This window comes from Bryocella elongata, from assembly GCF_900108185.1.
GTDB lineage: Bacteria > Acidobacteriota > Terriglobia > Terriglobales > Acidobacteriaceae > Granulicella > Granulicella elongata.
Genome location: NZ_FNVA01000001.1, coordinates 1,393,618 through 1,416,346, shown reverse-complemented (window position 1 = coordinate 1,416,346; position 22,729 = coordinate 1,393,618). Strand labels below are relative to the sequence as shown.

Annotated in this window: 11 protein-coding genes; 7 read left to right on the top strand and 4 right to left on the bottom strand. The window is 57.9% G+C overall.

From position 1 onward, the window contains the following. Window positions 1–636 precede the first annotated feature (636 nt). Both C4S68_RS05585 and C4S68_RS05580 read left to right on the top strand, forming a co-directional pair. Window positions 637–4,185 (top strand): MBG domain-containing protein, encoded by a 3,549-nt coding sequence (locus C4S68_RS05585; protein WP_103931946.1) that lies wholly within the window; start codon window positions 637–639, stop codon window positions 4,183–4,185. A gap of 125 nt (window positions 4,186–4,310) precedes the next feature. Further along, window positions 4,311–4,562, top strand: a complete 252-nt coding sequence (locus C4S68_RS05580) for a DNA-3-methyladenine glycosylase (RefSeq protein ID WP_200821475.1) — start codon at window positions 4,311–4,313, stop codon at window positions 4,560–4,562. A 291-nt stretch (window positions 4,563–4,853) separates the two neighbouring features. On the opposite strand, the gene C4S68_RS05575 is transcribed toward C4S68_RS05580, so the two are convergent. Further along, a complete protein-coding gene (locus tag C4S68_RS05575; RefSeq protein WP_235011379.1) occupies window positions 4,854–5,918 on the bottom strand; it encodes a LacI family DNA-binding transcriptional regulator in 1,065 nt (354 codons plus the stop codon). A 309-nt stretch (window positions 5,919–6,227) separates the two neighbouring features. On the opposite strand from C4S68_RS05575, the gene C4S68_RS05570 reads away from it, so the two are divergent. From C4S68_RS05570 to C4S68_RS05550, 5 genes are all read left to right on the top strand, one after another. Beyond that, window positions 6,228–9,620 carry a TonB-dependent receptor gene (locus C4S68_RS05570; RefSeq protein WP_103931944.1) on the top strand — a complete coding sequence of 1,131 codons (3,393 nt, stop codon included), beginning with the start codon at window positions 6,228–6,230 and terminating at the stop codon, window positions 9,618–9,620. A gap of 217 nt (window positions 9,621–9,837) precedes the next feature. Further along, a complete protein-coding gene (locus C4S68_RS05565) occupies window positions 9,838–10,830 on the top strand; it encodes a GRP family sugar transporter (protein ID WP_103931943.1) in 993 nt (330 codons plus the stop codon). Window positions 10,831–10,862: 32 nt separating this feature from the next. Beyond that, window positions 10,863–11,828, top strand: coding sequence for a ribokinase (gene rbsK / locus C4S68_RS05560; RefSeq protein WP_235011378.1), 966 nt, complete (start codon window positions 10,863–10,865; stop codon window positions 11,826–11,828). Window positions 11,829–12,090: 262 nt separating this feature from the next. Continuing rightward, the gene (locus tag C4S68_RS05555; protein WP_235011377.1) at window positions 12,091–14,154 is read left to right on the top strand and encodes a formylglycine-generating enzyme family protein; all 2,064 of its coding nucleotides are present in this window, start codon (window positions 12,091–12,093) and stop codon (window positions 14,152–14,154) included. 69 nt (window positions 14,155–14,223) lie between these two features. Next, window positions 14,224–14,655, top strand: coding sequence for an RbsD/FucU family protein (locus C4S68_RS05550; RefSeq protein ID WP_103931940.1), 432 nt, complete (start codon window positions 14,224–14,226; stop codon window positions 14,653–14,655). Window positions 14,656–14,887: 232 nt separating this feature from the next. On the opposite strand, the gene C4S68_RS05545 is transcribed toward C4S68_RS05550, so the two are convergent. The 3 genes from C4S68_RS05545 to C4S68_RS05535 form a co-directional block, all read right to left on the bottom strand. Next, window positions 14,888–16,294, bottom strand: a complete 1,407-nt coding sequence (locus tag C4S68_RS05545) for a glycoside hydrolase family 71 protein (protein ID WP_160115009.1) — start codon at window positions 16,292–16,294, stop codon at window positions 14,888–14,890. A 78-nt stretch (window positions 16,295–16,372) separates the two neighbouring features. Then, the gene (locus C4S68_RS05540) at window positions 16,373–18,904 is read right to left on the bottom strand and encodes a glycoside hydrolase family 31 protein (protein WP_160115008.1); all 2,532 of its coding nucleotides are present in this window, start codon (window positions 18,902–18,904) and stop codon (window positions 16,373–16,375) included. Window positions 18,905–19,001: 97 nt separating this feature from the next. Beyond that, entirely contained in the window at window positions 19,002–22,700 is a 3,699-nt protein-coding gene (locus tag C4S68_RS05535; RefSeq protein WP_160115007.1) for a carboxypeptidase-like regulatory domain-containing protein, read from the bottom strand. Between the last annotated feature and the right edge of the window lie 29 nt (window positions 22,701–22,729).

The following is a 22,729-nucleotide window of genomic DNA, read 5'->3' as shown; positions in this document are numbered from 1 at the left end:
ATTGCGATCGCACCCTCACCAATGTACCGACAGTACTTAGCCTGACGGTTCTGACAGCGGTCCAGCGCACAGGCGCTTTTCGAACGCTCTCGCCACACGGAGGCCAACGGCAAGCCGCGTATGGCGCAAAAAATCTACCAGCCGACCGGCGTCTCATCTCTTGCTCTTACTAAAGATCAGGTCGGCCCCTCGATCCAGCGGCTGCCAAAATTCTCGCTTGCAGGCCGGATCTGATGCCGCAGTCTAGACTCTCGTGACCATTGGGAGCATCGCGGCTTTTCCTTGCAAGCCAGGTGGAGCTATGCGGGATGGCCCAGGCAAGAGCTTTCAATGCCAGCGGTGAGGCACGCGAAGCGCCTGGCCCGAATGGGCGATGCAGCGGAGGAACTTCCACTCTTAGCGGGTTTGATATATGGAAGGAATATTTCATATGGGGAATTCGGCTTCGTCGCGGCCCTTGTGAGGCGATCGAGGAGAGAGCGGAGGGGATGCCGTGCCTCTGCGACGGATAGCAAAATATCGCTGGTGAAAACAATTTTTCATTGACAAGATATTCCACCGTCTGCAATTGTCGGAGCCGATCTCGACCCAGTGCCAGATCAGCGGCACACACGGATCGAATGTCTGGAGTGTCCGATGGGAAGCTTTTCGTTGTCCTTCAAGAGGCCCGCACTGGTTGCCGCGATGTTGCTTGTGATCTCGATCCCGCTTGTGCGGGCGCACGCCCAAACCGCTACGAATCTGGTTGTGGATGGTGTTTCCGGCGATGTCGATCAAAATGAGGTCGATACCTTCATCAGCTTCATGACGAATGCCGGGGGCATTAACCCTAACGCGGCTTTCCCCACCAATGCGTTGGGAGACAACCTTGCCTATGGAACTCCAGGGCTCAATCTGGAAGCGATCAACTACATGTACCGCATCACCGGCGATCTGATGGTCTCGAATCCCAGCATGGCCACCGAGCACATGCAACTCATGAATCTTGCCATTGCATGGTCGGAGAGCTTCATGCTCCTGCGCAACGACCAGGCCAACGGCAATCAGATCGTGATGTGGACAGGAAATGTCGATCATGTCTGGCAGACCTACGCGACCGGCACAGCGCAGGCAGGGTATGCGGGGTCCGAGAACGGCGATACCGCGGGCCACATCCTCTATACCGCGCTCAATATTCTGCAGACACCCTCGATATGGAACCTCACGGTTCCCGACGGCAATCCTCATAACTTTGGGGTCACCTATCTGCAACGCGCGCAGACCTACATCAACATGATGGAGGACACGACGCAGAACTACTTCACGAAGTACTTTGTCAATCCGACGACCTACCAGATTGTTCCACCCACTTCGCCCGCCTGGACTGTCCTTGGGGAGAACATGGATGCCTGGAACAGGCAGTTCCTGTTGACCAACGATTACCTCCGCCTCGCCCAATGCCACGCGATCCTTGGGGACAATCCGACGCTGCAGGCGTTCTACACCAACATCGTGAAGACTTCCGCCAACGCCTATGTGGCGAACGCCATCCCTGCTACCGCGACGCAGACCGTGAGCTCCGCGTATCCCAACGGAGAGGCCGTCTACGACTCGGGCTATGGTAACGAAGGGGACATCGAAGGGCAGATCACGGGCAACAGCTCCAGCCATACATCGTACGAGTTTCAAGGTCTGGCACGAGCGTTTGAGGCTGGTCCGGCGTATACCTCCGCCTCGCTCATGAACATGGAACGTTACGCAAACACGGTGGAGTACGCGATGTTCAACTACACCGGATATCCGACGCCATCCTCATATCCTCCCTTCAATGTGCCGCTTGCTACGCCATACGTCACGGCGTACTACAAGACCATCGATGCTGGTCTCGTGCTTCCCACCAAGAACGCGACCTCCGATTATCTGTACGGTCAGTTCTATTTCATGACGCCCTACAACACGCTCTTCTGGCAGCCGGCTGCCAATGGCGCAGCGCCGATGAACCACAATAACTACCACAATAATCCGTACTACACGACCGGGATCCTGTATGCCAAGCATTGGGTCGCAACGCATCCACAGACGATGATCAGTGTTGCTTCGAACACTGCCACCGCACCCTCTGCGGGCGTCGCGACCTATGCCATCACCACCAACTCCACCGCCGCGGTGACTCTCAGCATTCCGGACCTGCCTGCCGGAACGACGGCCAGCTTCTCTCCCGCTACGGTCCCCGCTGGCTCGGGGTCCGCGACACTGACAGTGCAGACTTCGTCGAGTACTCCGAACGGGAGTTCGCTCTTCAGTCTTACCGGGACAAGCGGAGGCTCGGTGCAGACGCTGGGACTCACGCTCATCGCGGCTTCGCCGGACTTCACTGTGTCGGTCTCGGGCACGAGTACCGTGGCTGCAGGCGCGAATGGCACCTTCACCGTTACTGTCAAGGCGCTCAATGGATTTGGAGGCGACGTCACGTTGAGTGCCGATCCGGTTTTTGCTCTGCCAGGAGTGACGGTTTCCTTCAATCCAAGCGTGATCAGCGGCGGATCCGGTACGTCCGTGGTGACTGCAACCACCAGCTCCACGGTGCCGACCACAGGTGGTGTGTGGACAGAGGGCTTCATCGGCACAAGCGGCAGCATTGAGCATGAGAGCTATTCGGGACTGACCGTCAAGAACGTTCCACAGACGATCAGCTTTCCCTCTATCGCGAACCAGACATATGGCGCGGGGCCGATTCCCCTACCGCTGGCAACGAGTCAGAACAATGTCATCACTTACAAGGCGACTGGTCCTGAGACAATCACCGGGGGCGAGACGCTGGCAGGGCAGTCGCTGAACATCACGGGCGTAGGAATGATTTCGGTGACGGCGTCATCGCCCGCTACAAGCTACGCCACGGCCGCTACACCCGTGGTGCAGAGCTTCACGGTGTCACCGGCAATGCTGAGCGTGACGGCGCAGAACCAGACGATGGTTTACAGCACCGCTCTTCCAGTGCTCACTTCCACGACATCGGGGTTCGTAAATGGGGATAGCGCCGCCGTTGTTACTGGTGCCCCGGTACTTGCCACGACTGCTGTGTCGACGTCGCCGGCGGGGACCTATCCCATCTCGGTGAGCGCTGGAACTTTGGCTGCGGCGAACTACGCTTTCAGCTTCATCAACGGTACGCTGACGATTTCGCCCGCGAGTGCCGCGATCTCTCTGGGCGGTCTGGCTCAGACCTATACCGGTGCGCCCCTGACGGTGACAGCCACAACCATACCGGCTGGACTGCCCGTTTCAATCACTTACAACGGCAGTTCCGTGGTGCCGACTGCGGCAGGCAGCTATGCCGTGGTGGCAACGATCAGCAACCCCAACTATGCAGGCACCACCAGCGCTACGCTCGTCATCTCGAAGGCAACTGCAGCGGTGACGGTCAGTGCCACCCCGACAAGCACCACGGCAGGCCAGAGCGTGACAATCACCGGGACAGTTGCATCTTCTGCCGCGGGTCAACCGACCGGCAGCCTCACGTTCTTGAACGGCTCAACGGTGCTTGGCACGGTGCCGGTGACTGCTGGAGTGGCGGTGTTCACCTCAAGCTCATTGCCCGGAGGCATGTATGCGCTCAATGCGGTTTATAGCGGAGACAGCAATTTTGTGGGGGCCAAGGCGAGCTCAGCGTTGACCATCTCCGACTACACTCTTGCTGCGAGTCCATCGACGTTGACGATCCTGGATGGCCAGAGCGCCACGACCACCCTCACGATTACGCCTATCGCCAACTACAAAGGCGCCGTCGCAATGAGCTGCGGAACTTTGCCATCGAATGTAATCTGCAAGTTCTCCACTACGACTCCGCCGCTCGATGGAACGGGCACGCCGGAAAATGTAATTCTCAGCATATCGACAAATGGTGCGTCAGGTGCACTGGCATCTGTCGATAGACACGCGGATTCAAGGGTTGCCCTCGCATCGGTCCTGAGTCTTCCGGCTCTGCTGGGAGGGTTCCTTCTCCTATTGGCGGGCGGGCATAGTGGGCGTCGGAAACTGCAGGGATTGCTGCTCGTGGTTGTGTCCATCGCATTCACAGGGCTTACCGCCTGCGGGTCTGCCACCACCGCAAATCTTGCGACGAAGGGAACAGATGCGGTGGTGGTGACCGGGAGCGGCGCGGTGCCGCTGAGCCACAACTTGAATCTGACCGTGACGATTCAGTGAAGCGCCGGCGAGTGACTCCAGGACAGGGGATGGCAGAATGGCTCCTGCGATCGTACTGGACTGGGCGGCTTGAAATGTGACAGAGGAGAAGAGAGGCACTGCACAAGGAGAGCATATGGGACGAGGTGAGCGGCCGCATTGTAGAGACGGAAGCGTACGCTCCGGGCGACTCGAGTGGCCACGCGTATCCGGTGCGGACAGCCAGGAACGAGACGCTCTTTCTCGGCAGGGGATTTGCCTATGTGTATTTCATCTATGGAACGTCGTACATGCTCAATGTGACGTCCGACGAAAAGGGAACTGGAGCAGGTGTGCTCGTGCGCGCCATTGAGCCGATGGGCGCGAACCTTGAATTTGCCCCCTCTTTGGGGAAATAGGCACACCAAGACTCGCCCCATTCAATCAACAGATGCAATCTGTCCCGGCCTTCCGCATTAAGAGTGAAAGATATCTGAGCTAGTCCCGTCACGAGCCAGCTCCCGTCCCTAAGAAGTTTGTGTCAAAGTTTGTGCCAAAGGCCGCCGGTTTTGCCGGCTACGCCGTCTTGTAACCGCTTTGCCATCAGCAGGCTAAATTTTCGACAGCCCCATAGCATAGAACCCTTCACCGGTTCATCCTCGATCAGGAATGATCGATCAGTTTACGACCCACTCCTTCGGGGATCACAGCTACCTGCGCCCCTGCTTCTTCCCAATCAAATTCATCGACGAACCGACAGTTGCCACATCTGGCGGAGGCGAAACCGAGTTTCTCAGATGCAACAACGTCTCTAGAACGATGTGTTTCGCGGGACTAGTGTCGCCTTCTCTGCGGTCAAGCAGGAGGCGGGCGGCCGTCGTCCCTAGTTGATAGCCTGGCTGGGACACAGACGAGAGGGAAGGATTCGTCGTTTCGGCAAGGTCCAGATCATCGAAGCCCATGAGAGAGATCTCTTCAGGGCAGCGAAGACCCGCTTCGCGGATGGCTAGCAAGGCTCCCAGGGCGATCATGTCATTACCAGCAAAAATCGCGGTGGGGCGCGGAATCAGGCGCAGCAAGACAAGAGTCTTGGCATGTCCGCCCTGCTTGTCAAAGCTGGTCTCCTGAACGTACTCCGGAGACAGGTGAAGCTTCGCCTCCTTCATGGCGCGCTTGAAGCCTTCAAGACGCTCAGCTGCGTTGGTAAGGTGCAGAGGGCCTGTGATCGTCGCAAGCCTGGTGTGTCCCAATTGAATCAGGTGACGAGTTGCGTTGTAGGCTCCGGCTTCGTTGTCCGAAGTCACACTGTCGCCGCTCCAGTTCTTCGGGAGCCGGTCAATGCACACGACGCCAGCCCCGGCGCGCCGGTAATACTCTGCCTGAGTCGTGAGGTCGCTGAAATTTGATGGAATAACGATGAGGCCTGCTGGCAAGTAAGTTCGAAGCTCATTCAGATGGATGATCTCTTTGGAATGGTCGTTATCGGTGTTACATAGAATCAAACGATATCCATTGGAGAAAGCCACATCTTCCGCGCCCCGGACGACTGCAGGGAAAAATGGATTAGTTATATCCGGAATAATCATCCCGATCATGTTGGTCTTGTCGCGCCGCAGACCGCGGGCCAACTGGCTGGGCTGATATCCAACCAACTGCACGGCCTCGAGCACACGCTTTCGCGTTGACTCTCGAACCTTCGCGCTGTTGTTGAGCACATGTGAGACTGTGCCAAGGGAGACCCCCGCCATCCTGGCGATCTCCTGCATATTGGCCATGGCGCACTCCCTGTGAAAGTTCTATGAATGTGGTCGCGATGGATCGTAACCAATAGACACAGGATATGTTCAATTTTGAAATATTTCAATTGCGGACAGTCGCCCTTCGTACGACCACCCCTCGACGACCCGATCATGATTCGCGCTTAGGCGAGGAGCATTCGTGCGGCTCTAGACAAAATGCTTGACAACATTCCAAAACAGCCGTTACTTTCATCGGCGTTCATTTTGAAAGCTTTCAACTGAGCGCGAACCCCACGAAACTGCGCAGGTCGGGACCTCGATGAAATCGAAACTGGAGGCTGAACCATGGAAATCAAAACGAAGGGTGGCTGGCTGCATCTGCAATCCCGGCTGCTATTATGGCTGTTCTTGCTCACCTTCACAGCGGGTGGGGCTAGCGTCGCACATGCCCAGGCGACGAATGCCCAGATGTCCGGTAAGGTCGTTGACTCCACCGGCGCTGCCATCCCCAACGCGAAGATCGAAGTTAGCAATACGGGCACTGGATTGAACCGTGTCATCACCAGCTCAGACGCTGGCGAATATGTCATACCTTCCCTGCCGGTGGGAACGTATAGCGTGAAGGCCGTAGTGGCCGGGTTCAAGACGTACACTCAGTCCGGCATTGTTCTTGAGGGCGGACAAACTGCCCGCGTGGATGTCGTTCTGCAAGTCGGAAGCGTGTCCGAGATTGTTGAGGTCGCTGCGGCGGCTGTGCAGGTCGATACCACCTCTGCAGCTCTCCGTACAGAGGTCGACACCACGCAGATCCAGGAGTTGCCACTCAATACTCGCAATTCGCTCCAACTCGTGACCCTGGTGCCCGGCGTTGGAACTGCCTCGGCATCCGGTGCAGGCACCAGCAGTCTGCCCGCCGTGGTGATCAACCAGCGCAGCGGCCCGCTGCTCACCGTAAATGGAAGCCGCGCAAATGGCAGTCAGATTTCGCTCGATGGCGCGATCCTTGTAACCGGGCTCTATAACCGCCCAGCGAATCTTCCGAATCCTGACTCAATTGGAGAGTTCTCGCTCTTGACGAATAGCTTCGGCGCCGAGTACGGTCACGCGTCCGGAGGAGCTTTCGTCGCAGTCAGCAAATCGGGAACAAACTCTTTCCACGGCTCGGCATGGGAATTTCTTCGCAATGACGCCCTCAACGCCAGAAACTGGTTTGTCAATGCGCCAGCGCCGAATCCGATCTATAAGCAACATCAATTCGGCGTCGCTGGGGGCGGGCCCATCCTCAAGGACAAGGCGTTCTTCTACGCCACCTACGAGGGACTGCGCCTTCACCAGGTGACGCTGGAGAGCCTCGCCACAATTACGCCGGCTCAGCGCACGGGCGACTTTAGCGGAGTTTCCGCGCAACTCGTCGACCCCAAGAATGCAACCTGCGGTACAAATGGCAATGGTCCGGGTACAGGCACTACTCCCTGTAATTACTCCGTAGCCAACGGATATGCAGGGAAAAACCAAATACCGCAAAGCGAATGGGATCCGGTCTCGGTCGCTTTCATGGGAACCTATATACCTATTCCGAATGCGACCACAGGGCTGAACACGGATCAAGTGCCAAGTCCGACTACCGGTAACCAATACACGATCAGAGGTGATTACCGCACAACAAAGCGGGATCAGACATATGTTCGCTTCTTCCATATGGTTGACGCGGCCGTAACCGGTCCACCATACTCCTCCCTTCTTTCATCAAAGTACGGCGATAACTTTGCGCAGGCCAACTGGGGCACTACCGTCAGAGACACACACACCTTCTCACCCAACGTCATAGGCGACTTCGGGTTCTCGGACACGAATATCACGACTACCGGAACGCCCTTCGGGACCATCGTGACAGCGGAGCAAATGGGCGCTCAGTATGCCACCTCCGGAGCCAACGTATCCCCGCAGGTCTCGGTATCTGGCGTCACGACCTTTGGTTCCGGAAATCCGTGGTATGAGAATACGGCCTTGAAACAAGCCGATGCAAAGCTGACGTGGGTCAAGGGAAGACACCTATGGGTGTTCGGCGCCACCGCCCTTCGCGAAGCCGAGAAAATCCTATGGACCAGCACGAACTCCTCCGGAAATCCAACATTTAGCGGTGCGGAAACTGGAAACAATTGGGCGGATTATCTCGTTGGGAAGCCGATTACCTTCGGAGAGTACACCCCGTATTTCGGTAATGAGCATTCAGTACAAGTGGGCCTCTTTGCTCAGGATACTTATAAGGTATTATCGCGGTTGACGCTGAATCTAGGCGTACGATGGGATCTTATTCAACCCTGGGTTGAGTTCAATCATGACTCTCCCGTCGTAAATTTCAATCCCGCTTATCAGTCCACTCGCTTCCCAACGGCCCCTCCTGGTCTCGCGTTCCCGGGAGATCCGGGCATTCCGCCTGGAACCATATTCTGGGATAAGGGTAGCGTGGCGCCACGACTTGGATTTGCCTACGATGTCTTCGGCGACGGAAAGACAGCGGTTCGCGGGGGATATGGAATCTTCTATAACCCGCCCGGAGCCATCACGATGGCCAACGCCATTGAGGCCCCACCCTTTGAGACGCAACTGATTTTCACTCCTAACACCTTCACCAATCCCTACCAGGGAACTGGAATCACGAATCCCTTTCCATATCCATACACGAGTCCAGGAAAGAATCCGCTCTGGCCATTTCCGGCGCAGTTTTACTCGCCGGACCCAAACCTCAAGAATTCGTTCACTCAGCAATACAATCTCAATGTGCAGCATGAATTTCCGAAAGACTTCATGGTCCAGGCCGGCTATGTGGGCAGCCATGGAAACCGGCTGTGGAACGGGAACCAGGCAAACGCCGGTGTGTTCAACCCAACGACCGAAACGACTGCGGCGCTAGCCTCGAAATTCTCCCAGGCGAACCGCCCTTTCCTACCCACCTATTACGCCGGCATCACACGAATCGCCAATATTGGTTTCTCCAACTACAACTCGTTGCAGGTTGCCGCACGTAAGCGCCTTTCAGCAGGTTTCACCATGCAATTGGCGTACACCTTCGCGAAGTCCCTCGACCCTGGCTCGACCGCCGATGCGGACGGAGCCAGCGAACAAAATCCTGTGAGTCCGATCGTCGGCGAATATGCTCTGTCCGACTTCAACCAGAAGCACCTCCTCCGTATTAATGGGGTGTGGGAGTTGCCGCAGTTCAATAAACTGGGCTTTGCGCACTATGCCCTGGGCGGATGGGAGCTTTCGGGGATCGTTGCCTACAGCTCCGGTACACCCTTCTCGGTGACCACCGGTTCTTCCGCACCATGGCTCGGAGGGGGCAGGGATATGGGGAATCTGCGCCTGAATAAGACGGGCACGGCTCCTTGTGCCGGCTGCGGCAGCCGGCTGTCATGGACGTCGCATGGGGCAACAGGATATTTCAACCAGGCAGGCTACGCGACACCACTTACAACATTGGGGACATATGGCGATAGTGGGCGCAATAGCCTTATTGGGCCCTCGTTTTTCAATTCCGACGTGAGCTTCGTGAAGAACTTTCCTTTCCTGCCGCGAGAAAACTCCAAGATCCAATTTCGCGCAGATGTCTTCAATCTCTTCAATAGGGCACCCTTCAACAATCCAACAACCTCATTGTCGTCGTCGCTCTTTGGCAAGATCACTTCCGCCGGACCGGCCAGACAAATCCAGCTCGCCTTACGGCTGAGTTTCTAGACAAGGAACGGATTTCGTGCGGGCAGCCAAGGTCGATGCAAGCCTTGGCTGCCACGAGAATGGATCCCAAGGATAGCGCCATAGAAATGAGAATCGCTGTTTGGATATTTCGATTGGACTGCACCTTCGCTCAAGCGGTCGCCGATCGATTCGCGCAGCAGGTTAAATTCTTCATGTGAGGTCGTTCGGTCAGCATTGCGAAGGACAAAGGAGATCCGTGTATCAACCTGAAACGTATGGCTTGGCACTCTTGTTCATGATCCTCAGCATGCTGTGTTGGGGATCGTGGGCGAACTCGATGAAGCTTTGTCCCGGATATAGGTTCCAACTCTTTTACTGGGACTATGTCATCGGTCTGATTGCTGGGGCAATTCTATGGGGCTCAACTTTAGGAAGTCTGGGCACGGTTGGGAGGTCTTTCTATGCTGATGTCGCGCACACCGGCACGAGCGCGATTCTCCTCGCCTTGGCTGGCGGCGCCATCTTCAATATAGCCAATCTGCTGCTGGTCGCCGCGATCGACATAGCGGGACTTGCAGTCGCCTTTCCTATAGGCATTGGCTTGGCGCTCGTAGTTGGCGCCATCAGCAGTTACGTTATCTCGCCCAAAGGGAATCCATTTTTGTTGTTCGGGGGCATCGCGCTGGTGGTGGCAGCCATCGTGTTCGACGCCGTCGCCTACAGGTTGCGTGAAACAGAGCGTACCGCCATGAGCCGCCGCGGTATTGTGATTAGTTTGATCGCTGGCCTTCTCATGGGCACCTTCTACCCCTTTGTCTCGAAGGCAATGACGGGACAAGGCGGGCCGGGTCCTTACTCCGTCTTGTTCTTCTTTGCGCTCGGTGTTGCGATATGCGCTGTACCGGTGAACTACATCTTCATGCGCTTTCCTCTGGATGGCGATAAGCCTGCCTCGATGCGAGTGTATTGGGAGGCACCGGGCAGGTGGCACGTATGGGGTGTCGTTGGAGGAGCGATCTGGGGTACTGGCGCGATGGCGAACTTCGTAGCATCGCAGGCGCACATCGTAGGACCCGCCGTTTCTTATTCAATCGGGCAAGGTGCAACCATGATTTCGGCGTGCTGGGGTGTGTTCGTCTGGCACGAATTCAGCGCCGCTCCAGCCCGCTCCAAGGCTAGCCTGAAATGGATGTTTCTCTTCTTTCTCGGGGGTTTGACTGCGATCGCTTGCGCCCCGATCTTTTCATAGCAAACCTTCGTCGATATCTGAGGAGAAATGAATTGCCTGCGCAAAAGCCAATTGTCGTTGTCGGAAGCATCAACACAGACCTGGTAGCTGTCACTAAAAGAATCCCTGTGGTCGGTGAGACCGTCATTGGATCGGACTTCCAGATTCATCCAGGCGGCAAAGGTGCGAATCAAGCCGTGGCTATTGCTCGGCTGGGCTATCCCGTGCGCCTCATCGGGCGTCTTGGAAACGATACATTCAGTGGTGAACTTCGAACCTCTCTCGTGGAGGCGGGCGTCGATATCAGTGGTGTTTCCATAAGCGATGGCGCTTCCGGTGTCGCTGTGATTGTGGTGTCGGAGCGCGGAGAAAATAGCATCGTTCTCGCGCCCGGCGCCAATGCTAAGGTCACTCCCGCAGATATTGATGCAAACATTGCAATATTGCGAAGCGCCGGGATCGTTCTGGCTCAACTTGAGATACCACTGGAAACCGTTGAGCACCTGGCTCAGCTCTGCGCGCTGGAAGGTGTTCCCCTGATTCTTGACCCCGCGCCCGCGATGGAACTGCCGCCGGGCATCTTCAAGAACATCGCGTGGTTCACCCCGAACGAAACGGAAGCGGCTTTCTATCTCGGAGATCGACCTGCTCAATCGAATCCGCCGGCTCCTGCGGAGATGGCAGGAACGTTCCTATCCAAGGGCTGCAGCGGAGTGGTCTTGAAGATGGGTGCCCATGGGACATATCTGGTATCGCAGGGGGGCAAAGGTAGTCTTGTTCCCGCATTCGCGGTTGATGCAATTGATACAACAGCTGCTGGCGACGCCTTCAATGCAGGCTTCGCTACGGGGCTGATGCTTGGAAAGTCCCCGATAGAAAGCGCTGCGTTTGCCGCGGCGGTCGCCGCTATCTCAGTGACACGTTCGGGGGCGCAGCCGTCGATGCCGAGCATGACCGAAGTCGAGCAATTCTTGGAAGACGAATCTCTCCAAGTTGCCCGGGAAGTCACACCAAGTTAGGTCCAGCGTGGTTACCCCGGATTTGCCAGCGCTCGGCTTGCGTTGGTGGTGAATGAATGCAAACGATTTGCACGAAAGGATCCAGGAAGTGAAAACTGAATTCCAAACGATTTGGTGCACAGCGGGCCTCTCTCTTCTCGCTGTCATCTTCGCAGCACAGGCAAGCGCTCAGGTCGGCGGCGGGTTCGGCGGAAATCCTCAAGGCCAGCTGATAGCTCCGCCGCCATGCCTGGCGTCAGGCCCTATTACGCGGCCCGGTGCCGTGGCTTGTACGCCTGCCACCCACCGCGACTGGCTGGCCGAAATCACGCATTGGCGCACGGAGCGCCTCATTCGAACGGGCTACGACGGATCTCGGTACAACCTGCCGCAACTTCAGTGGGCGGAACACAGCTTTATTCAGCCTCAGATGATGGTGCATGACCGTTACTTATACGATCCCATCGCAGGGAAATACACCGTCGACCGGTATCTCGATGATCTTGACAATCGGTACGGCGGCATCGATGCGGTACTGGTTTGGCCGGTGTATCCAAACGTAGGCATCGACGACCGGAACCAGCATGACATCACCCGGTCGATGCCCGGTGGCGTCGATGGATTGAAACAGATGGTCGCGGACTTTCACAAGCGCGGCGTGAAGGTCTTGTTTCCCATGATGATGTGGGACGAAGGAACGAGGGACCCGGGGAGCGACTGGCCCACGGCCATTGCCGAGTTTATGAAGCAGATTGACGCTGACGGAATCAATGGTGACACACAGGATGGCGTGCCGCTTGCGTTCTCTCTCGCGGCGGAGAAGGTTGGCCATCCGCTCGCGTTCGAACCTGAGAATGGCCCCAGCGATGAGGCTCTCGCCTGGAATGTCCAAACATGGGGCCAGTACCAGTATACCTTCGCTCCAGGTGTCGACAGATATCGCTGGCTCGACCCGCGTCACCAGGTCAATATTCAGGGCCGTTGGGATCGCGATAAGACCAACGCCCTGCAATACGCTTTCTTCAATGGTGAAGGCTGGGAGAGCTGGGAGAACGTCTGGGGCATTTGGAACGGAGTCACTCCACGTGACGCGGAGGCAACTCGCCGTGTGGCAACCATCGAGCGCGCCGTGGCTCCGTTTTTTGCGAGCCAAAGCTGGGAGCCACTCTACCCGATGCGGAGGTATGGTGTCTTCTCAAGCCGGTGGCCGTTAGGCGACCAGACGGTGTGGACGATCGTGAATCGCAATGAGTACGACGTTGATGGAACTCAGATGGCGGTCCCGTATAAGCAGGGAACGCGGTACTTCGATCTCTATCGGGGAGCCGAACTCAAGCCCGAGATACATGGTGAGGAGGCGGTGCTCTCGTTTTCGACCGAGAGCCACGGCTACGGCGCGATCTTCGCTACTTCCGGCGAACTCGATCCAAAGCTAAGGGCGTTGATGGAGAAGATGAAGGGGATGACGGCAAAGCCTTTGTCCTCTTACTCGGCGGAGTGGCACGCTCTGCCACAGCATATGGTCGAGATTCCGGCTTCGCCCCGTACCGCATCCGCGCCTGAAGGAATGATTCGCATCGAGGGCGGCGATTATCTCTTCCGCGTGCAAGGTGTGGAGATCGAGGGCTCCAACGACATCGGCGTCGATGTTCAATACTCCTGGGAAGATAGCGCTCGACGCTTTCATGAACACCCCATGGAGATTAAGCCTTTCTTCATGGATAAGTATCCGGTGACCAACGCTCAGTTCAAGAAGTTTCTCGATGCTACGCACTATAGCCCTAAAGATAGCCTCAACTTCCTCAAGGACTGGAAGGACGGTTCCTATCCTAATGGATGGGCCAACAAACCGGTCACCTGGGTAGCGATCGAGGATGCCCGTGAATATGCGAAGTGGGCGGGGAAGAGGCTTCCCCACGAGTGGGAGTGGCAGTACGCTGCACAAGGAAAAGACGAGCGCAGCTTTCCCTGGGGGAACTGCGATTGGCTCTCCTCACGAGGCGGTGGAGCTGTTGGCTGCGCTACGGGGAATGATGCTGCGGCACCGACTCCGGACAAGGGGCGGACGATGCTTCCCGCGAGCGATGTGGATGCACATCCCAACGGAGCGAGCCCATTCGGCGTCATGGACATGGTCGGAAATGTCTGGCAGTGGACCGATGAGTACGTCGATGAACATACTCGCGCCGCCATTGTGCGTGGAGGAAGCCATTATCAGCCGCAAGGCTCAATCTGGTACTTCCCACAAGCGTACAAGAACGAGCAACATGGCAAACTGCTGCTTATGGCTCCCAGTTACGACCGTTCGGGAGCTCTGGGATTCCGCTGCGTCAAAGACGCACAGTAGTCAGGTGAAGGAAACTAAGGGCGGACATATAGAGTAGCCAAGTCCGCTCGATAGAAAAGGAGCCTGAGCATGTTGAAAACCTTACATGTGTTGCACACGCCGGATCTGCTTCACGTTCTTGCATCGATGGGGCACGGGGATGAGATTGCACTCGTAGATTGCAACTTCCCCGCTGCTTCCATGGCGCAACGGCTGGTGCGGCTCGATGGAGCGCCGCTGACGACTGCATTGGAGGCTTGTATGCAACTCCTCCCTCTGGATACCTTCGTCGACGATCCCGCCCATCGAATGATGCAGGTCCATGCTCCCGAAGATATCCCTGAAGTTCAGAAGGAATGTCAAAGGATCATCGACAAGTCCGAGGGAAGGCACGTAGAGCTTCAGGGCCTGACACGCGAGCAGTTCTATGATCGTGCGCGCAAAGCGTATGCCATCGTCTCCACGAGCGAACCTCGCGGGTACGGATGCCTCCTCCTTAAGAAGGGAGTGATCTTCTCTTGAGGGGGAGAAAGGGGGAACTCCTCGCCCACCGGTGTGCGGTGCACCCAATGGCCGGATTTTCTCGGTCTCGATAGTTTTGAATCATTATGGTTGTTAGTCTTCTGCCAATATCTGACCTTGAGAAGATGGGGGCTTTGGATGAAGAAGTAGCGTTTTCTGCGGAGCAGGATTCATCAGGATGTTGCCCATAGCCAAAGCCATTTCAAAGGAATGCGATGGGTAACGAAGTGGGCTATGGGGTCGTACAACTTGCAGTCGAGACGTAGAGGTTATTGAAGGCTGCGGCACCTACGACTGAGCTTCCACCACGGACCTTGCAAACCTGTACGTTGCCGCGCTCCAACTCGACCACTGGTGGCGGCCCGGGCAGGAGTGGAACGCGGTAGTCGTGGCTACCGGCTGGGACCGCAAATGATCGGCGTGTTCCTCGCATCGTGACAATGAGTTCCGCGGGCCCCGTCGAATTGACGGTGATGTAAAGCGTCGCGCTCACGCCTCCGTAACGATGTGCCACAGATGGTGTCGCTGAGTCGGCTGCGAGCGTGGAGCGATAAGCGATGGCGACGATGTCCCGAGTAACGGGTGGCTCTGTGCCAGTCTTGTACCAACGGATAAACCAAGGCAGAAGCGCCGTCATTCCGGAGTGGGTTGGAAAGTAGTCTTGCGTGCCCACGGGGATGCCGCTCGCATTGAGGAAGCTCGCGTTGGGGTAGCGGTTTGGATCGTCAATCGGGCTGACGTACGTGCCTTCGATGAAGTCGTTCCAGGTGATGATCTCGACCCAATCGGGCTTCGTCACTTCAGCGGCGCTCTTCCACATCGAGCGCATGCCTTCGTAGCCGTTGTACTCGTAGTAGCGATTGGCGTTCGATCCCCAGAAGGCCGGAGCGACGGGAGCCATGTAGAGCTTGCCGGTGCTGTGTAGCGCGTGCGCATAGGCGTCGTTACTGAGGAGTTGATCCATCTCGCCTCCCGAGCCGGGCAGTCCAGCGATACCCCAGTAGAAGGCGCCGTCGATCACCTGACTCCACGTATTCAAGTTTTTCCCAATATCGTCTTCGTGCGGGAGTTCTCCACCCCAGAAGAATGCGGGCACGAAGAAGATGGGCAAGCGCGGCGCCCCGGGAGGGCCGGCAACCTCTTTTAGCGCTGTGGGCTCGAGGCTGGTGGATGGATTCGTGCCGTTCGCGAGATCGTTGCGCACCTGTTGCCAGAACGAGGGGCCGAGCTTCTCGCCGCTGAAGGTGGTGAGAACGAATGCGCCGCGATAGCGGAAGTAGACCTCGGCGTAACGTGGATTCCCGGCAAAGCGGCGCATCATATCTTCGATGTCAGCCGCGGCGTTGCCGCAGCACATGTCGGCGGAGAACATCAGATGGAAGCTGCTATGCAGGCGTGCTGCCGCTTCGAACATCTGAGCCGCATAGCGAATGTAATAGCTCTCATGCAGCCAGCCGCCTGCGTTGAGGGCGAAGCCATCGATGCCAGCGGCCTGCGCTTCCTTTATCTCGCGCTCGTAGGATGAGATCTTGAGCTCCTGCGCCGCGGCCGTGCCATCATCTCCCTGGTAGTCCTGGTTCGTGAGCATGTAATGCGCAAAGACGAGCCGCTGCGCCTTCGCCGGCAGGTTCAAGCTCATTCCTGCTGTGGCGAATACCAGAATAGGGAAAAGCATTCCCGCGATGCCGTTCTGTAGCCTCATGGTCGCTTCTCAACCTTAGCGGAGTGTGATGCGGCTGCCCTCTTTGCGTTCGGGGATGGTGAACACTAAGGCGTTCACCGCCTGCTGGATGCTGGCAGAACTCTGCTTGCCGTTGATGGTAAGCAGGCCAGCCGCTGGCTTCCATCCATACACCTCCACGCGAACCTGCGTCCACCACGGTGCATAGCTGCCTTCGCGCGGTGACACGTCCAAGGTCATACCGTCGGGCCTTACTTCGCAGCGGAACGTCAGCCGCAGAAACTCTTCGCGGCGATACCCGAAGCTCTTCCCATCGTCCGTGTAGAGTGAGCCGTGGCATTCGTCCCCAGCGTAAACACGCAACGTGAGGGGGCCCGCTGGAGTTTCGTCTGTGCTTTGGGTCAGGGGAGCGATCGGCAGGATCGACCCTGCGCGAACGAATACGGGCAGGGTCGCAAGTTCCGGCTTCACGTTGGCATAAAGCGGAATGCGGTCCATGGCTGCAGCGGGAGCGTTCGGCGTCCTCACCGGCGGAGGTGGCTGAGGAACCACTTCTCCGGTCCAATAATTGAACCAGTGCGGTGACGGGAACTCGACGGTGTACGCATCGGGAGCCTCAGGATACGGCGGCGGAGCGATGAGCAGATCATGCCCGAGCAGGAACTCGCTCTCCACGCCCGCGTCGATGTCGATGGGATGCCCGTCGGTGGTTGCCTGCGGATCGTCGAGGAACAAGGGCCGGAGCATCGGCATGCCTGTGCGAGACGTCTCTTCGGCAAGCGTGTAGAGATACGGCATCAGGCGATAGCGCTCCTCGATGAAGCGGCGGCGAATGTCCTCCTGTGCCGTTCCGCCGACCCATGGCTCCTGGTCGCCGGTACCTTTCTCAGAGTGGTCGCGGTCGATGGGATGAAAGGCTGCAACCTCGATCCACTTTGTGAGTAAGTCAGCCGTCGCGGTACCAGCGAAACCTCCGACATCGGCGCCGCTGAAGCTGAAGCCCCCCAGGCCGAGGCTCTTCAACATGGGTGCGGTCATGCGGAGATGATTCCACGTGCTGCTGTTGTCGCCCGTCCACGTGGCAGCGTAGCGCTGTCCACCGGCGTAGCTGGCGCGCGTGAGTACGAAGGGGCGCTGATCGGGCTGTAGCTTCAACAGGCCTTCGTAGGTGGCGCGCGAATTCTCCATGCCATAGACGTTGTGGATCTCAGCGTGGGTTGCCGTACGCGTGCGGAAGCCAGGTTCCTCAATACGGTGCAGCGTGTCGAGCGGCATCGTGCCGGTTGGTGAGTCGAAGATGGAAGGTTCGTTCATGTCATTCCAGAAACCCTCGAAGCCCATCGCAGCGAACGGGGCATAGAGCGGTCCCCACCATGCGCGCGTCGCGGCCTGCGTGAAGTCCGGAAACACGGCGGGGCCCGGCCACACCGAGCCCACGTAGAGAGAGCCATTCGGCTGACGCAGGAACCGGTCACCTGCGATGCCACTGTCGTAGGGAGCGTAAGACTGGCCAGGAGCGGATGCGATATGAAGATCGGTGATGGCAACCGTATGGAAGTGCATCGCGCTCAACTTCGCCAAGGTGCTTTTCAGATCCGGGAAGGTGGTTGTGTCGACAGTGAAGGGGCGATTGCGGTCCTGGAAGTCAATGTCGAGGTACAGGGCATCGGTGGGAATGCGATCGGTGCGAAGTCTCTCCGCTACTTCCATCAGACGACTGGCAGGGGTGTAGGTATAGCGCGACTGCTGGAAGCCAAGCATCCAGCGAGGAGGCAAGGGAGCGGCGCCGGTGAGCCATGCATAGGATTCGACGACGGCTCGTGGCGTTGGGCCGGCGAGGATGTAGTAGTCGACGTTGTCGCCTTCCGCACCGAAGGTGTATGCAGCCGGAGCGCGCACGCCGAAGTCGAAGCTTGATCGCCACGTTGAGTCCAGCAGTACACCGGCTGCTTGGCCCTTGCGAAACATCAGGAAGAAGGGAATTGTTTTGTAAAGCGGATCCGTGGATTCCTGAAAGCGATAGGCGTCGGTGTTCCACATTGTGAAGGCATGGCCGCGACGATCCAGTGGGCCGGTCTTATCGCCGAGGCCAAAGTAGTGTTCGTCGACGGGCATGGTCTCGGTGAGCTGAAAGCCTCCGCTGGTAAACGCGAGAGGAAGGGATTCGTGCAAGACGATGGTGTCGTCGGCACGTCGCACGGTGAGTTCGCCGGACTGCAGGCTCACGGCGACTCGTATCGAGCGTGTGCTGAACCCCGCATCTCCTTCGGTCTTCAGAGGCGTTACAAGAATCGAAGCGGCGCGCTTCTCCGGTAGCACGGCCCAGGATGCATCTTCGCCCAATGTGCCGTTGTGGCCGGCGCGAACGCGGATGATGTCATTCCGCAGAGCGATGATACGAAGGAGCGTAGGCCCTGAGGTAAGTTCGACGCCGTTGGGCAGATTCTGAACCTTTGTAATTGCATTGCCCTGTACCGCAGGGGTAGGGCTGGAAGAGCCCTGGGCATAGGCGGTCAGCGCCGTAAAGCAGGCGATCAACGTCCCGGCGGCGAGCCGTGGTTTCGGCATGAAGCACTCCAAAAACAAGAGCAGAGAGAAGCGGGCGGAATGGGCCCTTGAAAGAGACACGGAGGCCATGGCCGCTGCGCCATGGCCTCCGCGGCGTTTAGAACTCGTACTTGAGCGAGATCTCTGACAGCCTGCGGCCGAGCTTCAGCGGAGAGTAGCCGAAGCTTGTTCCTGCGGGAGGTGTCGCGGTCTGCGGCGTTCCTCCGGCGCTGGTGTCGCTCAGCTGCAGCGTGGTCTGCGCAGCGTAGCTTGAGATGAAGCTGTGTACGGGGTGGTTGATGAAGTTGAACGCCGCGTAACGGAACCGCAGCCTCCGCACACCGCCAAGGCCGAAGCCCTTCTCCAGCGACAGATCACTGTTGAAGTATGCGGGCCCATGCGAGTAAGGGAAGATGTATTGTCCCTGGGTACCTGTTGCTGGAAGACCGAAGCATGAGGCGTTCACGTGCTGGTTGGCCGTGAGGCCGTGGCGTGGATCGCACTTCAGCACCGGCTGCAGGCTGACGTCCGGAGTTCCCAGTACGCTCGTGTTACTGATCGTGTAAGGATTCCCTCCACCGCCCACCGTGCCCGTGACGTAGAAGTCAGGCGAGGGACTCACGCCCGTCTGCATGTTGCCGCCGCTTTGCAGGTTGGTGATGCCGGAGATCAGCCAGTTGTTGATGAAGCCGCCCAGCAGATGTTCTTGCGTGACCTTGCCTGTCTGGTAGGAGTAGCTGAGGTTCAATACCTGCGTGCGGTCGAAGTTCATCGGCCCATAGTTGTTGTAGATGTTGAACGGATCCATGCCCGCGGTGTAATTGAAGTCTGCCGCAGAGCCAAGGATGCCAAGCGATTTAGAGAACGTGTAGTTCACGTTGAAGTTCAGCTTCCCTACCTGCTTGATCGCCTCGAATTGGATACCGTTGTAGTTGGCAAAGGTGTTATGCCGCGGTACGAGGATCTGGTTATAGCGCGGATAAGGACGTGCGTTCTGGATCGACTTATCTCCGGGGTAGTTATAGATCGTATCCAGGGACGCTGCCTGCTGCGGTGTGCAGCCGGTTGCGTTGCAGGCACCCGGAGCAAAGCTGTTGATCGCCTTGGCCGCGGCCGCGGTGAACAACGTCCCGACAGGGATTGCGTTGACATTGTCCAGCACTACTGGCTGCGTGGTGCCGTTGTTCATCAGCGAGTTGCTGTTGTTGCCTACATACGAGACCTGCAGGATGAACTTGCCGGGCATCTGCTGGGCCACGCTCAAGCTGTAGTTATTGGTCACCGGCTCTTCGTTGTCGGTAGGCAAAAGGCCATACACGGTGGATGGAGGGATAGAGGTTTGCGTGCCACCGGCATTCCCGTAGGTGTTGGGGTTCAGGTGGAGCGTGTTGACGCCTTCCAGCGTGTTATCGCCGAAGCCCTGCAGATCGGTGTAGCGCACGTTCTCGGCTTCCGAAAACTCACTGGTTACATCGACGACGGAGTCATGGAAGCGGTACATGCCGGCGCCACCGCGAACCACCGTCTTGCCGTTGTGAAAGAGGTCCACGGAGAAACCACCGCGTGGTTCAAAGAAGATCGGGGGATCCGTGATGCCCGCATTGGGTGTGGTCGGGCTGATGCCGTGCCAGGTGAGGCCCGGAAGCGGATTGGTGGTCGGGTTCTGCGTGCTGTTGATCAGGGCCGGGTTCCAGATTGCTGCACCAAGTCCGTGAGCATCCTTCCAGGCTCCCAGCTTGGCGATGCGCACGCCGAACGTTACCACCGCATTCGACGTGATGCGCCAGGTGTCCTGCCCGTAGCCTTCGATGTTCCAGAAGTAGAGGTTGGTGTATGGATTGAAGTTCTGCTGATGCCAATCCTGAATCTGGCCCTCGAAGAAATTCGCGAGTGCATTGCCGCTGTTGAAGTGTGCATTGCCGTAAGCAGGGGAGCCGTCCGGATACTTGCCGTTATAGTCGGCAAAGTAGCTGCCCGCGCCGCCGAAGTAGTAATTCTGGATCGCGCCGCTGGTGGTGGGATTGGTCGCGGTCTGGTTGTTCACGGTGCGCTGACCGAAGACACCAAACTTGAGCGTGTGTCTTCCAAAGACCTTGGTGAAGTTATCACCGACGTTGGGCTGTACCTTCTTCAGCTGCAGAGGATTGGTGGAGTAATCCGGGAACAGGCCGAGCGGAAGGCCGCCGTACGGAGCGTAGGTTGCCAGCTGTGGATACTGCGTGCTGCCATTGTCGAACGCTCCGTTGTAGGGGTAGCTGATCGCGGACTTCTGCAGCGCGGCGAGATTGCGCGCATCGAAGGACTCGGTAAACGAGGCCACTGTGAGGTAGGCCTCGTTGGTCATCGTCGAGCTCAGCACCGCAACATAATTCAATGCACCGCTGTGCGTGAACGTATCGTTGTTGACGCCATAGCCAGGAGTATTCACCGCACCCATGATGCCCCCAGGTGCGTAGTACGGAACCAGGGGCTGGCCTTGCTTGCCCTTCTCGAAGCTGTAGCGGGCGAAGACGAGATTGCGCGGACTGATCGCATAGTCCATGCGGCCCGCGTACTGGCTCACGTTATTGTTCACCAGGTCGATCGTGCGGTAGTTATAGCCATCAAGACCGGTAGCCGGAAGGTTCGGTAGAGGGATTGTTCCGTTCACGAGAGCCATTGCGCCGGGATTGAGGTAGGCAGCGATGTTGCCGTTAGCCAGACCCGAACCGTCGTCACCGACGGTGGGCGCAACATTGAAGGTCCCGTAGGTGCCGTTCGTCGCGAGGGGGCCGAGCATGGTGTTGATCTCTTGCTGGCTGAAGTTGCCCTTGCGCATGTTTGCAGTCGGCACGAGCGCCTGAACGATCGCGCTGCCCGCGCTGCCGTAAGCGTAGACGTTTCGCTGCGCGTCGTACTCCGCGCCGGCGAAGAATGTGAGCTTCTTTAGCCACGGCACCGGACCGCTGATCGTGCCGCCGGGATAGACGAACCGGTCATTGGGACGCGCGAAGCTGTTGTTGTTCGAGAGCCAGTCGTTGGAGTTCAACTGCGCGGTGCGGGCAAAGGTATAGAGGGAGCCGTGGTACTTCGACGTGCCCTGCTTGGTGATGCCCTGAATGATAACTGGGCCATTTGATTGGTCGGCGCCGAAGTTTGACGTCTGTACCTGGACTTCGCTGACAAACGAGTCGTTGATGTTCTGGAGGTTGGCTCCAAAGTTGCCGGCGTCGGTCAGGTTGGCACCATCAAGCTTCAACGTGATCCCGGCCACGGGAGCGCCGTTGGAAGCGTAGGGCGTCGGCTGACCCACCTGCACCTGCGAGAAATCCGGTCCCTGGTTCTCAGGGCCGAGATTGCGGATCGCGAAACCTGGAAGGGTCCGCTGCAGTTCGGTCGCGTCCCGCCCGACGACCGAGAGCCGGTCGAGATCCGTCGCTGAGATCGTCGAGCTAAGCTGGCCGCTGTCGAGCGGGATGGCCGAAGCCGTGGAGTCGACCGTCACCGATTGCGACACGTCACCCGGGGCCAGCACCACCTTGCTTAGCGACTTGTTGTCGCCGGCATCGAGGTGGACTGCCTGCTGAGTGAGCGTCGAGAATCCCGTCTGGGTGACGACGATGTCGTAGTCTCCGGAGGGAATGGCCGAGAAAGTGAATGACCCCGATCCGTTCGAATGCAGCTGGCGGTCCGTGCCGGTGCTCCGGTTATGGAGCGTTACGGTGGCTTTGGGAATGACAGCTCCGGTTGAGTCTTGCACTACGCCACTGAGGGTGGCTGCACCCACCTGGGCACGCAGCATGGGAGCGGAGAAGAGCGGAGTGGCCAGAAGGGCCATGCCTATCCGCATCTGAATCGTTGTGAGCC

What these genes read in the sequence shown, in the direction of transcription:
- C4S68_RS05585 (WP_103931946.1), top strand. Translation starts at nt 637, where the DNA reads ATGGGAAGCTTTTCGTTGTCCTTCAAGAGGCCCGCACTGGTTGCCGCG.
- C4S68_RS05575 (WP_235011379.1), bottom strand. Translation starts at nt 5,918, where the DNA reads ATGGCCAATATGCAGGAGATCGCCAGGATGGCGGGGGTCTCCCTTGGC.
- C4S68_RS05570 (WP_103931944.1), top strand. Translation starts at nt 6,228, where the DNA reads ATGGAAATCAAAACGAAGGGTGGCTGGCTGCATCTGCAATCCCGGCTG.
- C4S68_RS05550 (WP_103931940.1), top strand. Translation starts at nt 14,224, where the DNA reads ATGTTGAAAACCTTACATGTGTTGCACACGCCGGATCTGCTTCACGTT.
- C4S68_RS05545 (WP_160115009.1), bottom strand. Translation starts at nt 16,294, where the DNA reads ATGAGCTTGAACCTGCCGGCGAAGGCGCAGCGGCTCGTCTTTGCGCAT.
- C4S68_RS05540 (WP_160115008.1), bottom strand. Translation starts at nt 18,904, where the DNA reads ATGCCGAAACCACGGCTCGCCGCCGGGACGTTGATCGCCTGCTTTACG.
- C4S68_RS05535 (WP_160115007.1), bottom strand. Translation starts at nt 22,700, where the DNA reads ATGGCCCTTCTGGCCACTCCGCTCTTCTCCGCTCCCATGCTGCGTGCC.